The following is a 14,601-nucleotide window of genomic DNA, read 5'->3' as shown; positions in this document are numbered from 1 at the left end:
ATATATGTTCAGCCGCTATAACGGGCTCTCCCGATATCTTTTACTTAATTCAAAGATATTACTCCAAAGGGCACTTCTCATAAATTTCCTTTAAGAATCTTTCCAGCTTCCGATTCTCTCTCTGTAAATTTCATTTAAGATACTTTCCTTTTTCAACGTATTTCCAAGTGATTTACTCTGTATTCTTAATAATATTATATTCTATATGGATTTTTTGTCAACAGTATTTTTTATTTTTTCGAATTGTCCCAGTACTTAACATTTATACTATAACTGGAGAGATTTTAATTCCATAAATAAGGGTTTTTAAAAGCTAGACCATATAAAAACTATGCCTCATCCCAAGAACTCTGTTTATATTTATCATTTATTATGTTAATATTACTAGATAGCAACGACAATAACTAGTCTTAAATAGGAGAGCTTAAATATGAGAGAAAAAAACATTTTTTTGCCTATAAGCAAAGAAGATTTACAAGAAAGAGGAATTAATCAACTTGATTTTATTATAATAACAGGTGATGCATACGTTGATCACCCTTCCTTTGGCACAGCAATAATTGGTAGAGTTCTTGAAAGTGAGGGATTTTCTGTAGGCATAATTCCTCAACCAGATTGGCATAATGCTGACGCTTTTAAGATTTTAGGAAAACCTAAATATGCATTTTTTATTAATTCAGGAAATATTGATTCAATGGTGAATCATTACACTGCTGCAAGGAAAAAAAGGCACGATGACTTTTATTCACCTGGTGGTGAAGCTGATCACAGACCTGATAGAGCTGTGATTGTATACTGCAATAGAGCAAGAGAAGCCTATAATGATGTTCCAATAATTATAGGTGGTATTGAAGCAAGTCTTAGACGATTCGCCCACTACGATTACTGGTCAGATAAGGTTAGAAGAAGCATACTTATTGACTCAAAAGCCGACCTTCTATCCTATGGTATGGGTGAAAAAACTACTATTCAAATTGCAAATTTATTTAAATATGGAATGGATATAAAATCTATGACAAATATTTGTGGAACAGAGTATATAACTTCTGATATAAGTGATTTGCATGATTATGTAGAGACACCTTCTTATGAAGAAGTTTCCCAAAATAAAAAGGCTTATTCAAATTCCTATAAGCTTCAGTCCATGGAACAAGACGCTTTAATCGGGAAAACTATTATTCAAAAACATGGTGATAGGTATGTAGTTCAGAATCCTCCTCAATCACCACTTACTGAAAATGAAATGGATGAAGTGTATAACTTGCCATATACAAGAACCTATCATCCAATATATGAGGCTAGTGGTGGAATACCTGCTTTAAAAGAAGTTAAATTTTCTATAACAAGCCATAGAGGATGTTATGGTGGGTGCTCCTTCTGTGCATTGACCTTTCATCAAGGAAGAACAATACAACATAGAAGTCAAGATTCTATAGTTACAGAAGCTAAACTAATGACTGAATACCGTGACTTTAAAGGATATATTCATGACGTTGGTGGTCCAACTGCAAATTTCAGGCATGTATCATGTGATGAACAACTTCAGCGTGGAGTGTGCAAAACAAAGCAATGTCTTTTCCCTGAGCCTTGCAAAAATCTTAAAGTAGATCACTCAGAATATTTATCACTCTTAAGAAAATTAAGAGAAATCCCAAAGGTTAAAAAAGTGTTTATTCGTTCTGGAATAAGATACGATTATTTGATGTATGATAAGAACACTGATTTTTTTGAGGAATTATGTAAATATCATATAAGTGGTCAACTAAAAGTAGCACCTGAACATGTAAGTAATAAGGTACTAAGTAAAATGGGAAAACCAAATAAAGCTGTTTATGATAGTTTTGTAAAAAAGTATTCTGAAATAAATAAACGTTTAGGTATGAATCAATTTCTTGTACCTTACCTTATGTCAAGTCATCCCGGAAGTGATTTAGACGCTGCCATAGAATTATCGCTATATATTAAAAAAATGGGTTATACCCCAGAACAGGTTCAAGACTTTTATCCAACTCCAGGAAGTCTTTCTACCACAATGTATTACACTGGAATTGATCCATTTACTGAAGAAGCCGTTTATAGTCCCCACAAGCAACATGAAAAAAATATGCAGAGAGCTCTACTTCAATTTTCCAAACCAGAAAACTATAAATTAGTTAAAGAGGCTCTTATTTCTGCCCATAGAGAAGATCTTATTGGCGGAGGTCCTAATTGCATTATTTCCGATTCATCAAGATTAAGACACCATCATAGATCTAATGGACATAATAGTAGAAGATCTTAGACGCAACTACTGGAGTTAAGTTATAAGTAGTAAGCAAGTGACAAGCTATGGATGATTTTTCTCCTAACGCATAAAAATCAAGGAATGCAATTAGATTTGAACAATTCTAATTCCATTCCTTTTTTTAATTTGTCACTTGCCACTTTTAACTCTTTTTCCTGGTCGCTTTACTGTTTTTGAGAGGCAGTAATCTAATGCAATAACCCAAATTAATTCTCCCATGCAATATTGTGGAATAATATTATTAAATAAATATGGAAGCATTATTATTACAATGGTAAACAATGAAGCAAAAATAATAAGGGTACCTCCAACTTTATCTGATCTATCTTTGTTAAAAATATTAACAGTTACAATCAAAAAAGCCACATTTATAAAAAGGTATATGATATCCACATACCAAAGATTATTTTTCAAATTCATGGCATACCCCAAGTTGTAATTATTCATCAATATAATCTTTACAGAAGCTCTTAATACCCATATAAAGTACATAATAATGTATAAAAAAGAGATCAGCACTACATATTTAAAATTTATATTATCATTTCTCAATAAAATGTACAAACATATTACCCCAAATATTGGTATACAAACAAAATATAAAAAATAGAATGATTCTAGCATGTACATATATTTTATATTTTCTTGAAAAATCATTATAAAAAGCGATATGTATCTTAATAACAAGATTACTAATGATATGCTACTTATAATTTTAATTTTATTTGGTACTCTTAAAGATAATTTTATTCCTACTAAAATTCCTATACTGGTAATTACTAATAAGATTATATATGTATAAAGAAGCATTTTATATCTCCTTGAACTTTTTATTACTTATTAATATTAAAACCAAATGCAATTTATTCTTATTTAACTCCTAAAACTTTTAATCCATGTTTTATGCAAGTTATTTTAAGTGGAAAATCAGGTCCTTTTTCCCCATCAATGTCAGTTACTATATTTTCATTGCTCTCTATAGTAAGCTCGTCTGTTTTAAAGTAAACAAGACTAGAACTTCTATCCAGATGATTTCCATTAAACATATCAAAAAGCAATCCTATTATATCTACTGGGTTACTTGCTTTTATTATTATTACATCTAAAAGTCCATCATCTATTAATGCTTTATATGCAAAATTTAAGTTTCCTGCTGTTTGTCCATTAAATACAAGCATCAGATATATATCTCCGTCAAATTCATTATCTTTTGATTTAACCTTAAAACTAAGTTTTCTAAAATTAGGTATTTGTTCTAAACCCTTTAAATAATATGCAAGCTTACCTATAGTATTTTTAACATTAATATCTGTTTTTTGTGATACATCTGTAAAAAGTCCCATACTAGCAACATTTATAAAATATTTGTCATTTATCTTGCCTATATCAACCTCTTTAACTTTTGAATTTAATATTTGCTTACATGCTTTATCTACATCTAAAGGCATTTTTATAAACTTTGCAAAATCGTTTGCTGTACCCGTTGGAAGTATTGCAATAGGCAAATCTATTTCATTATTTTTCATATAGTTAACTATATTATCAACTGTTCCATCTCCACCGGCTATTAATATATATTTATAATCCTCATCCAAGTCTTCAAATGCTTGTGCTATACCAAATTGCATACTTATCCTATATGGTATTATAGTATATCCACGTTTTTGGTGTGCTTTAATAACCTTGTCAATGTTATTTGCAATAGAATTTTCTCCTGAATATGGGTTATAAATAAATTTAACTTTATTCATACTTAGCTCTCCCATCTCTATGTTAATTTATGTTAATAATATCACTTTATATGTTAATAGTAAAACTTTCTATAGTTTTAACAAAATACCTGAAAAATAGTTACGCTATTTGAGATTCAAGTGACAAGTTTCAACTTGTCACTTGTCACTTAAATCACTGGTGTACATGGCTCAGACACTCCAGAAAGTGTTCCTTCAGCATCATCTTTAAGTTTAGGATCCGTAGCTATGTCACCAAGAGAAACAAACCCAACTAACTTTTCATTTTGTGCCACTGGTAGTCTTCTTATTTGTCTTTCACCCATTATCCTAGCAGCATCATGTGCATCCATCTCAGGATCAATAACCACTGGGTTAGAAGACATTATTTCACGTACAATTTGTGTTCTTGGATTTTCACCTTTTGCAACAGTTCTTAGTGTTATATCCCTGTCAGTAATTATTCCAACTACATTTTCACCACTACATACAGGTACAGAACCAACGTTGTGTTCAACCATAACCTGTGCAGCTCTCTCAACAGTATCATCGGTATTTAAACTAGCAACACTTTTCGTCATAATTTCACTAACTTTCATAATAAAACACCTCCTAAGTCTATTTTAACCAAGAGTATTTTTAATATAAGAGTTAATAACATTCATGTTTGGTAAACTATACCGCAAAAATCTACTTTGCTTTCCTACTTTTATAATTATTATAAAAATAATAAGCTATTAAAGCAATTAATATAATTGCTATAATTGGCATAATTAACTTTTTTATTATAAAATGCTTTCCTAAATTCTTACCAATATACGAATAAAGAATCATTTCTGGTATTATTCCTAAGATAGACCCTAAAATAAAGTCTTTATATTTAACTTTTGTAAGTCCACAAGCATAGCTTAATCCATCATATGGAAATACAAAAGATAATCTCATAAGTAACATTATGGGAAACCCATGTTTTTCTACACTTGAATCTAATTTTACAATTTTACCTTTAAGCATTTTGTCAACAAATGGTTTCCCTAAAGATCTTGCAAGAAAAAAAGCCACAGTAGCCGAAAGAAAACACCCAATCATGCTATATATAAACGCATAAAAAGATCCAAAAATATTACCTGCAACTATTGATAATAATGATGCTGGTATTATAAATACAATTGGTTTTAATGAGTATATTATAATAAAAATTATAGATGAAAATTTACCATAACTCAATATATAATGTTTTACATGCTTAAAGTTTATATTTCTAAATAATGGATGTAATTTAAAAATCAAAATTAATACAAAAATAATCAGTACTGCTAATCCAATATACTTTAGTTTGTCTTTAAAGAAATTCCTCATTAGTTTTTCCCCCCGAGTTATACTATATATAATATCATTTGATTAGTCCTATTTCTAGTAGTTGTAAAAAACTATCAGAATTTATTATTATATAGCAATATGGACTTACCTTATTTGACCGAATAGGTTATAATATATTATGTTGCTATTACGCTAAAACAATTAAAATATTTTTTGTTTATTTATGTTATAATAGATTATCATAAAGTTTATGGTCTTATTCTATTTTTTTATTTAAATACATAGGAGTGATAATGAAATGTCTAAAAGTGCTTTACCAAATATTTTTACATTTAGTAATTTAGGTTGCGGTATATTGTCTATTTTAATGACATTTGAAGCATCTACCAAAAACATTGCTGCTTTCAAATGGGCTTGTTTTTTTATATTATTAGCTGCGCTTATTGATAGATATGATGGAAGAATAGCTAGATTCCTCAATGTTTCAAGTGATCTTGGAAAAGAACTTGATTCACTTGCGGACTTAGTTTCTTTTGGCGTTGCGCCATCTATTCTTGCTTATAGTTTATATAATTTTTCAGTATTTGGTCCACTTGGTTATGTTTTAGTTCTATTATTTCCAATTGCAGGAGCTTACAGATTAGCACGATATAATTCATCTGAATTTGACGGTAACTTCATGGGTATTCCTATTACTATTGCTGGAGTTTTACTTGCGTTTTACTCCCTTATTATTTTAATAGTTGATTCGAAGCCTAATATACCAATTACAATAGTATTTATTATAATGTTGTCCTACCTTATGGTATGCAACCTTAAATTCAAAAAAATTTAAGAACTAAAAAAACTCCATTTTATGGAGTTTTTTTTAGTTCTTCTTCAATTTCCTCGGATATATACATTTCATCAACCATTTCTCTCATTAATTCGTCTTTTATTTTATTATATTTTATATAAGCTTTATTTCTATCATTCATATCCTGGATTATGTTATCAATAACCCCACCAAGTTTATTAACTCTTTTTATGGCATCTTTAACATCATTTTTATTTGCAAGTGCAATACCATTTAATTCACCGGCTCCACCAATGAGCAATCTATATGAATTAATAAGCTTCCCTAATAAATCAACTTGATTATTTATATCAAAATAATAATTTTCTATAACGTTTCTATTAGACAATTGTCTTCACCCTATAAATATGCTATTACTTATTTTTCTAAAGTTTCGGTTATATATTCATCATCTATAATTTGATATAAATTTTCACCTAGCTCGTTTTCTTCCTCTAATTCTTGCCTATAAAAGTTTTGGTCATCATCTATCTGTCGCATGTCAAAATTTGGAAACAAAAAATATTCAGGATAAGCTATATACATAAAATCTCCTCCCTATTTAAAATCATAAATTATCCTCCACTTAAAGCATTCCTATATTAATTTATGATTTTAAAATTGAATTGTTACTCTATTTCCCTGCCTTAATTAGATCGCTTAATTTTAGTCCGGTTTTGGTAACTGCAAGACCACCAAGTGCTGTTTCTTTTAATTCACATGGCATATCCTTTCCTATCTTGTACATTGCACTTACGCAATCATCAAAAGGTACTTTACTTTCCACTCCACTAAGGACTAAATCCGCTGTTGATAAAGCACTTACTGCTCCAGCAATATTTCTTTTTGCACAAGGTATTTCAACAAGACCAGCTATTGGATCACAAACAAGGCCCAATATGTTTTTTATAACTATTGCTGCTGCGTCCAAAGATTGTTTTACTGTCCCCCCCATCATTTCCACGGCAGCAGCTGCTGCCATCGCTGCTGCTGAGCCACATTCTGCCTGACAGCCACCTTCTGCTCCTGCTAGAGTTGCATTTTTTGCAATTAGAATACCTATACCAGAAGCAGTAAATAGTGCTTTAACAAGTTCTTCCTCTGATTTTTTATATTTTTCTCCAAGGGTTATTATAACCGCTGGTAATATACCACAAGATCCTGCTGTAGGTGCTGCAACAATTTTGCCCATGGAAGAATTTACTTCTGCACAAGATAATGCTCTTGCCATTGCCATTATCAAAAAATCCCCGCAGATGCTATTACCATTTTTTGCATAGGCATAAACCTTTACTGCATCTTTTCCGATTAATCCACTAACAGAAGAAACTTCGTGAGTCAAACCATATTCCGCTGATTCCTTCATTACAGCTAAATTTCTCTTCATTCTATTCATTATTTTTTCTTTTTCACTACCGCTTCTTTTAATTTCCTCTGATAGAGTGTATTCCCATATAGTTATTCCTTTACTAATGCATTCCTGCATTAATTCATCTCCTGTATTTACTTGCATTGTTATTCTCCTTCGATAATTGGATTTATAAATCTAATGCTTTCAATGTTTCCAAGTTCTTTTATTCTTTTATTAGTTCCCACTGGTATAACACTGTCGGTTTCAAATATCATTGCAGCACTATGTCCTCTGTCTTTCCTATATACCTTCAAGAAGGCAATATTTATTCCTGCCTCATATATGATAGTACTCACTTTTGAAATCATTCCTGGTGTGTCCTTATGCCTAATTATAAGTGTAGGATAGTTACCAGTAAACTCAATTTTTTGACCATCAATTTCAGTGATTTTTATATTGCCTCCCCCTACAGATGAACCCATAACTTCTACGGTACTTTTATTTTCTTCTATAAATACAAATTTCACTGTATTTGGATGCTCATCACCTAGGTTACTTTCTATAAATTCAAATTGTAACTCTCTTTTCTTTGCTATCTGGAAGGAATCTTTAAGCATTTCATCCCAAGGATTAAGGCCCAAAACCCCAGCAACCAAAGCCTTATCTGTTCCATGTCCCTTATAAGTTTTAGCGAAGGAACCATGTAAATAGAACTCAACTTTTGTAAATTTATTTTCACCTGCTATGATAGCCGCAATTTTTCCAAGTCTTGCTGCTCCAGCCGTATGCGAACTTGATGGTCCAATCATTATAGGCCCTAAAATATCGAAGCAACTATATTCACGCATTTTAACACCCCTATATTAATTAATATTTATAAAAACAGCTTCCACCAATAAACTCTCTAAGTATAGAATTTTCTGGTACAAATTTACCATCTACTTCTTTAAAAAAATTTAAAAAGCTCTTTAATCTAATACTTTCACTGTATACATCACTATCATGCTCTATTTTATTCAATTCTAAAATGGCATATTTTTTCAATATACATAATTCATATACCAGTGTTGAATTAAACATAACATCTGCTTCTTCTTGAAATACAAATATATTTTTTTCCTCACCTCTTCTAACCGAATCCCACATTCTTAATGTTTGTTCCCCACCATAACCTCTGGATAAATAATCCCTAACTAGTCTTCTTATCATCCTCACATCAGTTGTGGATATTCTATTGTGTTTATCAAGATTCAGTTGTGTTAATGCGCTTATATATATTTTGAATTTTTTATTTTTAGGAATAGATTGAGTTAGAAGCTCATTTAATCCATGTATTCCTTCTATAATTATTATTCCCTTATTAGGTAATTTAATTTTGGAAGAACTCCATTCCCTTGCACCATTTTTGAAATCAAACTTAGGTAATAAAACTTCTTTTCCCTCCATGAGATCCCTAAGATTCTCATTAAAAAGTTTTAAATCCAATGCATTAATAGATTCAAAATCATAATTTCCCTTTTCATCTCTTGGTGTTTCATCTCTATTTAGAAAATAATCATCTAAGGAAATTGGAACTGGAATAAGTCCATTTACCCTAAGTTGTACTCCAAGCCTTTTTGAAAAAGTTGTTTTCCCAGAAGACGACGGTCCCGATATTAGAACCACTTTTACACCTTTTCTATCGTTTATCATATCTGAAATGTAGACAATTTTCTTTTCATGGAGAGCCTCTGATACCCTTATAGTATCAATTATATCTCCACTTATAACTTCCTCATTTAAGCTACCCACATCTCCAACTCCAAGAATATTACCCCACACTTCAGTTTCATGGAAAATATTATATAGACTTTTTTGTTCCTTAAATTCAGTTAATTTAAAAGGTTCTTCACTGCTTGGGTAATTAAGCAGGAACCCTGATTCATATGGAAAAATATCGAAATTTTTTACTACACCAGTAGAAAATGCCATATCTCCATAAAAATAGTCATATCTACCATCTAACTCGTATAACTTTAACTTTTCATAGCCTACAGTTTTTAATAGTTTTACCTTATCTTCCATTCCATAGTCTTCAAAAATTTTCATTGCCTTATCCCTACTTACAGAGATTTTTTTAATTTGTAAATCACGACTTATTAGTTCTAGCATTCTGTCCTTAATTTTTAATACGTCATCCTTTGATAAAGGCTTTTCCTTATGAATTTCACCAAATAAACCTTTGCCTAAAGTGTGTTCTATAGTTATTTTAGCATCTTTAAATAAATCCAGAGTAGCCTTAATAAGTACAAATTGTAGTGTCCTCACATAGGTCTTTATTCCTATCTCACAACTTATATCAACAGTTTCAAAGACTCCATCATTTTTAACCACATCGAACAGTTCATATATTTCATTATTAAATTTTGCAAGTACTGCAGGGATACTTCCCTCTAATTTGTTTTGCATCAAAATATCATGAAAAGTTGTTCCCTGATTTACTGTTATTTCTTGTCCATTTAATATGATTATTTTCAATTGTTTCATAATTTCACCTTCAATAATTAGTTTTTAACAATATTATTATACTTTATAATTATAAATAGTGTATTTTTTTTTCAAAAGCTGCAAACATTATCTATAATAAGTAATGTAAAGGGTGGTAAATATGTTCACAATATTGCTAAGAACAATTATATTATACACACTGGTAGTTTTAATTATGAGAATCATGGGGAAACGACAAATTGGAGAACTACAGCCCTTTGAACTAGTAATAACCATAATGATTTCAGATCTGGCCTCACTCCCTATGCAAGATACTCGAATCCCTCTTATTCATGGCGTAATACCTATTGTTACCCTGTTGTTTTTAGAAATAATCATATCATTATTACAGTTAAAAAGTGAAACAGCGCGGCTTGTTATATCTGGTAAACCAAGTATTCTTATCAATAATGGAAAAATAGATATAGACATAATGAGGAATCAAAGATTAAACCTTAATGACCTTATGGAGGAAATAAGGTTAAAGGGATACTATAATCTAGAAGACATTGAATTTGCAATTTTGGAAACTAGTGGTCAATTGTCTATTATACCAAAAACAGAACTTGCCAATGCTACAAAACAAGATTTAAATATGAAATGTCCCCAAGATGTTATTCCAATTACACTGATTCTAGATGGTAAAATAAATTATAAAAATCTCAAAATACTTGGTAAAAGTGAAAAGTGGCTTATTACTACACTTCATAGTAAAAATATTACATCAACAAAGGAAGTTTTTATTGCGCTTGCAAATTCAAAAGGAAAATTCTACATGCAAACATATAAAAATTAGGAGAGTTAAAATGAGAAATGTAATTATAACAATAATTTTATTTTCAACTACAGTTTTAATTTGTTTCGTATCTGTCAAATATCTAAATAAAATATCCAACAATATTTATACTGAAAATACTTCTATAATGAATAATATTAAAGATGGAAATTGGAAAAGAGCCATGACTACATCTACAAATATGTCAAAAGATTGGCATATTTATTCTAATAGATGTTCCATATTTGTAAATCATACCTTTATAGATGACATTAGCCTAGAAGAACACAAACTGGAAGCTTACATAAAAACTAAAGATAAAGATGAGGCACTAGCTAGTGCTAATAGTATAGAATTCTTGCTTGAAAGAATAAAGAAGCTAGAAACTATAAATTTTGAAAATCTTTTTTGAAGATGCCTAAATAAACTTTCCTAACATCCTTTAAAACAATTTTATTTAGGACTATAATAGAGGTGAGGAAAGTGTCCCGCATGGGCATTATATGTCCCGCGACAACAATTTTATCCCATAGTTCTGAGGCAAAACCCACCATATGCGATAAAATATGTTTATATGAAAGGTGGAATATAAAATGGCATTAGTTACTACAAAAGAAATGTTTAAAAAAGCTTATGAAGGCAATTATGCAATAGGAGCCTTTAATATCAACAACATGGAAATAATTCAAGGTGTTGTTAATGGTGCAAAGAAAAAAAAATCACCAGTCATACTTCAAGTATCTTCGGGAGCCTTAAAGTATGCTGGTCCTAAATATTTAAAAGCAATGGTTGATGCTGCAATAGATGTTACGGGAGTTGATCTTGCTCTTCATTTAGATCATGGTCCTGACTTTGCAACTGTAAAACTTGCAATAGCTAGTGGTTTTACTTCAGTAATGTACGATGGTTCACAGTATGAATATGAGGAAAATGTAGCTAAAACTAAAGAAGTGGTAGACTACGCTCATAGTCACGGAGTAGTAGTTGAAGCAGAACTTGGCGTCCTTGCTGGTGTTGAGGATGATGTCCACAGTGAAAAACATGTATACACAGATCCAACTCAAGCAGTAGATTTTGTAACTAGAACCGGAATAGATTCTCTTGCAATTGCCATAGGAACAAGTCATGGTGCTTTTAAATTCACTGGAGAACCTAAACTTAGATTCGATATTTTAGAAGAAGTACAAAAGAAATTACCAGGTTTTCCAATAGTATTACACGGTGCTTCATCAGTTGATCCCAAATCCGTTGCAACTTGCAATAAATTTGGAGGGGATTTAGGTGGTGCTCAAGGAATTCCTAATGAAATGTTAAGAAAAGCTTCTTCACTTGCAGTTTGCAAAATAAACATGGATACGGATATAAGACTTGCAATGACAGCATCAATAAGAGAAGTATTTGGAGAACAACCAAAAGTATTTGATCCAAGAAAATACTTAGGTGCTGCTCGAGATAACATACAAGCTCTTGTTGAAGCTAAAATTGACGATGTACTTGGTTCAGCAAACAAACAACTATAATTTTTAACTATAGTTCGTTTAAAATAGCTTGTAAGTTGCCAAACAGCTTTACAATGACAAGCTACATAATAGGGATTAAAGTAGATTTCTTTGTAAATCAACTTTAATCCCTATCTTTTTCATATGTGTTATTTCTCAATATAATTCTTAACGTGCTTTATCCGCATATCAATGGTTCCATCGCCATTTCTTACTACTTCAAACTTTGTTTTATCACCATACACTTCTTCATCAATATATATGTCAATTTGCTTGTCAATCTTAAGTCTTACTCGTTTGAATTTATTTTCAATCCATTGTTTATCAACTTCTATATTTTCACTAACCCCACGTTCTTTTGCATATTGAACAAAATTTTGTGAGACGTCAGCATTATCACCAAATATATCCTGGGAAAGCTCATTTATATTAATGCTATCCTCCTCTTTAAGTTTTGTTTTAATTGATGTTCTTACTTGTTCTGCTTTATCAGCGTTATCTTTTAAATTATCTCTGGTCCATTTTTCTGTTGTCTTAATGAAATTACGTGTTGCATCCCTCTCATTATCTACAACTGTACATCCTAAAAAATTGCTAATAAAATAATTAGGGTCATAACCTTCGCTTTCCCTACTTTCCTTGCTTTTGCTCTGTTTATCAATAACCATTACATCAAATTTGTTTTCATCTTTAATTGGTTTTATAAACGCACATTTTTGAAGTCTTTGTCCTCCAGGTGGAAGACCTACAAACTGTGGTGTAATATTTATACCAATCTTATCCTCTACAAAATCAATGGTATGTGTATAATTTTTTACATAATCCATCTTTAAAATAGCCAGCATTAATCCATACTCCGTAGATATTGATACTACAATTAAATCACATGATGGAATAGTTGAATTTGATTTCATAAGCGCAAAAAGTTGCTTTGCCATTTCTTTTGACGCTGAAATCAAATCAGTATGAGCATTAAAATATTCCTGAGAAATTTCCTTTACAATATTACTATCATCATTAAAAATAGCATATTTTAGTTCCTCATCTTTAAGTGATTTTTGTATATGTTTCAAAATGTACTCGTATGTTTCGTCTACGAGCTTTAGTGGATACTCATTATAAACAGGCTCTGTGCCATTATTGTCTAATACATGAATAATCGCTTCATTTAAATTTACTTCATTGATATATTCCAAATTTACACCTTCCTAAAACGAAAAAATTAATATTCCAATTATATCATATAAACTATTATAAAACTGTTAACATTACATGTAAAAACATATATCTATTTAATTTACTATGTTATAATAAGGTAAACTTCACTGATTTGGTGAGAACAAAAGAAAGGTGTGTTTTAACTTTAATGTTTGGTTATGTTACACCATGTAAGTCTGAACTTAAAATGAAAGATTATGAGAAATTTAAAGCCTATTATTGTGGGCTTTGTTTATCTTTAAAAAAAAATTATGGAAATATACCAAGATTACTCATTAATTATGACATGACTTTTATAGCCGTGCTATTAGATGCCCTTAGCGAAAAGAAATGTGACTATACAATCGGAAGGTGTATAGCACACCCTTTGAAAAAGAGGATATTCATAGTTAATAACTCCGCCCTAAACTATGCAAGTTTTCTAAACTTAGCTCTAGCGTACTACAAACTTGCAGATGACGTAAAAGATGAAAAATCATTAAAATCAATTGTATTTACCCACATTATTAAAAACTATGTACATAAATTCCCTGATAGACTAAAAAAGCACAGTGATTTTATTAAAGGTAGACTAAATGCCTTATATAAATTAGAGGACAATGATGTTTCTATGGGTATTGATGAATTATCACATCCATTTGCTGAATTAACAGCATTTATTGTAAGTGAATACCCAGAAAATAATCTGCAAAAGGATTTGCTTTATAATCTAGGTTATAATTTAGGAAAATGGATATACATTATTGATGCTTTTGATGATCTTGAAGATGATATAGCTAGTAACAAATTTAATGCCCTAGTTAGAACACTAAATACAGATAATTTGAATTTTGAAGATTTTAAATCATCAATTAAGGAAAGAATAGACTTCATATTAGTAACTTCAGCAAGAAATTGCTTCGAGAGTTTAAACAAATTGTCACTTTGTACAAACAATGATATTCTATATAATATATTACAAAATGGATTATTAGAAAAGATGGAAAATGTATTCCATAAAAAAGATTCTACAGTAGATGCAAATTTAAATTTATAGACTTATGTATAAAACAAGGAGGAAATT

At 30.4% G+C, this 14,601-nt stretch carries 16 protein-coding genes; 6 read left to right on the top strand and 10 right to left on the bottom strand.

Annotated elements, in window-relative coordinates; genetic code table 11:
- Nucleotides 1–430 precede the first annotated feature (430 nt).
- Complete coding sequence (locus tag BR66_RS24140) at nt 431–2,281, top strand: YgiQ family radical SAM protein (protein ID WP_035796476.1); 1,851 nt, start codon at nt 431–433, stop codon at nt 2,279–2,281.
- A gap of 132 nt (nt 2,282–2,413) precedes the next feature.
- Here the strand turns inward: BR66_RS24140 and BR66_RS25805 are convergent, their stop codons facing one another.
- The 4 genes from BR66_RS25805 to BR66_RS0116520 all read right to left on the bottom strand — a co-directional run bounded on the left by BR66_RS25805 (nt 2,414) and on the right by BR66_RS0116520 (nt 5,373).
- Nucleotides 2,414–2,704 carry a hypothetical protein gene (locus tag BR66_RS25805; protein WP_156946315.1) on the bottom strand — a complete coding sequence of 97 codons (291 nt, stop codon included), beginning with the start codon at nt 2,702–2,704 and terminating at the stop codon, nt 2,414–2,416.
- 449 nt (nt 2,705–3,153) lie between these two features.
- Nucleotides 3,154–4,035 carry a YegS/Rv2252/BmrU family lipid kinase gene (locus BR66_RS0116530; RefSeq protein WP_026883885.1) on the bottom strand — a complete coding sequence of 294 codons (882 nt, stop codon included), beginning with the start codon at nt 4,033–4,035 and terminating at the stop codon, nt 3,154–3,156.
- Nucleotides 4,036–4,184: 149 nt separating this feature from the next.
- Complete coding sequence (locus tag BR66_RS0116525; protein ID WP_026883884.1) at nt 4,185–4,613, bottom strand: CBS domain-containing protein; 429 nt, start codon at nt 4,611–4,613, stop codon at nt 4,185–4,187.
- A gap of 91 nt (nt 4,614–4,704) precedes the next feature.
- Entirely contained in the window at nt 4,705–5,373 is a 669-nt protein-coding gene (locus tag BR66_RS0116520; RefSeq protein WP_026883883.1) for a TVP38/TMEM64 family protein, read from the bottom strand.
- A gap of 259 nt (nt 5,374–5,632) precedes the next feature.
- Between BR66_RS0116520 and pssA the strand changes: the two genes are divergently transcribed.
- Entirely contained in the window at nt 5,633–6,169 is a 537-nt protein-coding gene (gene pssA, locus BR66_RS0116515; RefSeq protein ID WP_026883882.1) for a CDP-diacylglycerol--serine O-phosphatidyltransferase, read from the top strand.
- Between the two features lie 19 nt (nt 6,170–6,188).
- Here pssA and BR66_RS0116510 read toward each other — a convergent pair whose 3' ends face one another.
- The 5 genes from BR66_RS0116510 to BR66_RS0116490 form a co-directional block, all read right to left on the bottom strand.
- Nucleotides 6,189–6,518, bottom strand: a complete 330-nt coding sequence (locus BR66_RS0116510; protein ID WP_026883881.1) for a hypothetical protein — start codon at nt 6,516–6,518, stop codon at nt 6,189–6,191.
- A gap of 29 nt (nt 6,519–6,547) precedes the next feature.
- On the bottom strand, nt 6,548–6,715 hold the full coding sequence (locus BR66_RS25800) for a hypothetical protein (protein WP_156946314.1): 168 nt from the start codon (nt 6,713–6,715) through the stop codon (nt 6,548–6,550).
- Between the two features lie 88 nt (nt 6,716–6,803).
- Entirely contained in the window at nt 6,804–7,682 is an 879-nt protein-coding gene (gene sdaAA / locus BR66_RS0116500; protein ID WP_026883880.1) for an L-serine ammonia-lyase, iron-sulfur-dependent, subunit alpha, read from the bottom strand.
- A gap of 2 nt (nt 7,683–7,684) precedes the next feature.
- Nucleotides 7,685–8,368 carry an L-serine ammonia-lyase, iron-sulfur-dependent subunit beta gene (sdaAB, locus tag BR66_RS0116495; RefSeq protein ID WP_026883879.1) on the bottom strand — a complete coding sequence of 228 codons (684 nt, stop codon included), beginning with the start codon at nt 8,366–8,368 and terminating at the stop codon, nt 7,685–7,687.
- Nucleotides 8,369–8,387: 19 nt separating this feature from the next.
- Entirely contained in the window at nt 8,388–10,046 is a 1,659-nt protein-coding gene (locus tag BR66_RS0116490; protein WP_026883878.1) for a nucleoside kinase, read from the bottom strand.
- A gap of 121 nt (nt 10,047–10,167) precedes the next feature.
- On the opposite strand from BR66_RS0116490, the gene BR66_RS0116485 reads away from it, so the two are divergent.
- From BR66_RS0116485 to fba, 3 genes are all read left to right on the top strand, one after another.
- Entirely contained in the window at nt 10,168–10,842 is a 675-nt protein-coding gene (locus BR66_RS0116485; protein WP_026883877.1) for a DUF421 domain-containing protein, read from the top strand.
- Between the two features lie 10 nt (nt 10,843–10,852).
- Nucleotides 10,853–11,233 carry a DUF4363 family protein gene (locus BR66_RS0116480; RefSeq protein ID WP_026883876.1) on the top strand — a complete coding sequence of 127 codons (381 nt, stop codon included), beginning with the start codon at nt 10,853–10,855 and terminating at the stop codon, nt 11,231–11,233.
- 181 nt (nt 11,234–11,414) lie between these two features.
- A complete protein-coding gene (gene fba / locus BR66_RS0116475) occupies nt 11,415–12,341 on the top strand; it encodes a class II fructose-1,6-bisphosphate aldolase (RefSeq protein WP_026883875.1) in 927 nt (308 codons plus the stop codon).
- A gap of 128 nt (nt 12,342–12,469) precedes the next feature.
- On the opposite strand, the gene BR66_RS0116470 is transcribed toward fba, so the two are convergent.
- Nucleotides 12,470–13,516, bottom strand: a complete 1,047-nt coding sequence (locus BR66_RS0116470; RefSeq protein WP_026883874.1) for a nucleoid-associated protein — start codon at nt 13,514–13,516, stop codon at nt 12,470–12,472.
- A gap of 170 nt (nt 13,517–13,686) precedes the next feature.
- Between BR66_RS0116470 and BR66_RS0116465 the strand changes: the two genes are divergently transcribed.
- A complete protein-coding gene (locus tag BR66_RS0116465; RefSeq protein WP_026883873.1) occupies nt 13,687–14,574 on the top strand; it encodes a DUF5685 family protein in 888 nt (295 codons plus the stop codon).
- The last annotated feature ends 27 nt before the right edge of the window (nt 14,575–14,601 follow it).

The sequence above is a fragment of the Clostridium akagii DSM 12554 genome (assembly GCF_000686725.1).
Classification (GTDB): Bacteria; Bacillota; Clostridia; order Clostridiales; family Clostridiaceae; genus Clostridium_I; species Clostridium_I akagii.
This window is presented reverse-complemented; position numbering and strand designations above follow the sequence as displayed.

Bases quoted from the DNA above. Each gene is read 5' to 3' on its own strand.
- BR66_RS24140 (WP_035796476.1), top strand. From the start codon at position 431: ATGAGAGAAAAAAACATTTTTTTGCCTATAAGCAAAGAAGATTTACAA.
- BR66_RS25805 (WP_156946315.1), bottom strand. From the start codon at position 2,704: ATGAATTTGAAAAATAATCTTTGGTATGTGGATATCATATACCTTTTT.
- BR66_RS0116530 (WP_026883885.1), bottom strand. From the start codon at position 4,035: ATGAATAAAGTTAAATTTATTTATAACCCATATTCAGGAGAAAATTCT.
- BR66_RS0116525 (WP_026883884.1), bottom strand. From the start codon at position 4,613: ATGAAAGTTAGTGAAATTATGACGAAAAGTGTTGCTAGTTTAAATACC.
- BR66_RS0116520 (WP_026883883.1), bottom strand. From the start codon at position 5,373: ATGAGGAATTTCTTTAAAGACAAACTAAAGTATATTGGATTAGCAGTA.
- pssA (WP_026883882.1), top strand. From the start codon at position 5,633: ATGTCTAAAAGTGCTTTACCAAATATTTTTACATTTAGTAATTTAGGT.
- BR66_RS25800 (WP_156946314.1), bottom strand. From the start codon at position 6,715: ATGTATATAGCTTATCCTGAATATTTTTTGTTTCCAAATTTTGACATG.
- sdaAA (WP_026883880.1), bottom strand. From the start codon at position 7,682: ATGCAAGTAAATACAGGAGATGAATTAATGCAGGAATGCATTAGTAAA.
- sdaAB (WP_026883879.1), bottom strand. From the start codon at position 8,368: ATGCGTGAATATAGTTGCTTCGATATTTTAGGGCCTATAATGATTGGA.
- BR66_RS0116490 (WP_026883878.1), bottom strand. From the start codon at position 10,046: ATGAAACAATTGAAAATAATCATATTAAATGGACAAGAAATAACAGTA.
- BR66_RS0116485 (WP_026883877.1), top strand. From the start codon at position 10,168: ATGTTCACAATATTGCTAAGAACAATTATATTATACACACTGGTAGTT.
- BR66_RS0116480 (WP_026883876.1), top strand. From the start codon at position 10,853: ATGAGAAATGTAATTATAACAATAATTTTATTTTCAACTACAGTTTTA.
- fba (WP_026883875.1), top strand. From the start codon at position 11,415: ATGGCATTAGTTACTACAAAAGAAATGTTTAAAAAAGCTTATGAAGGC.
- BR66_RS0116465 (WP_026883873.1), top strand. From the start codon at position 13,687: ATGTTTGGTTATGTTACACCATGTAAGTCTGAACTTAAAATGAAAGAT.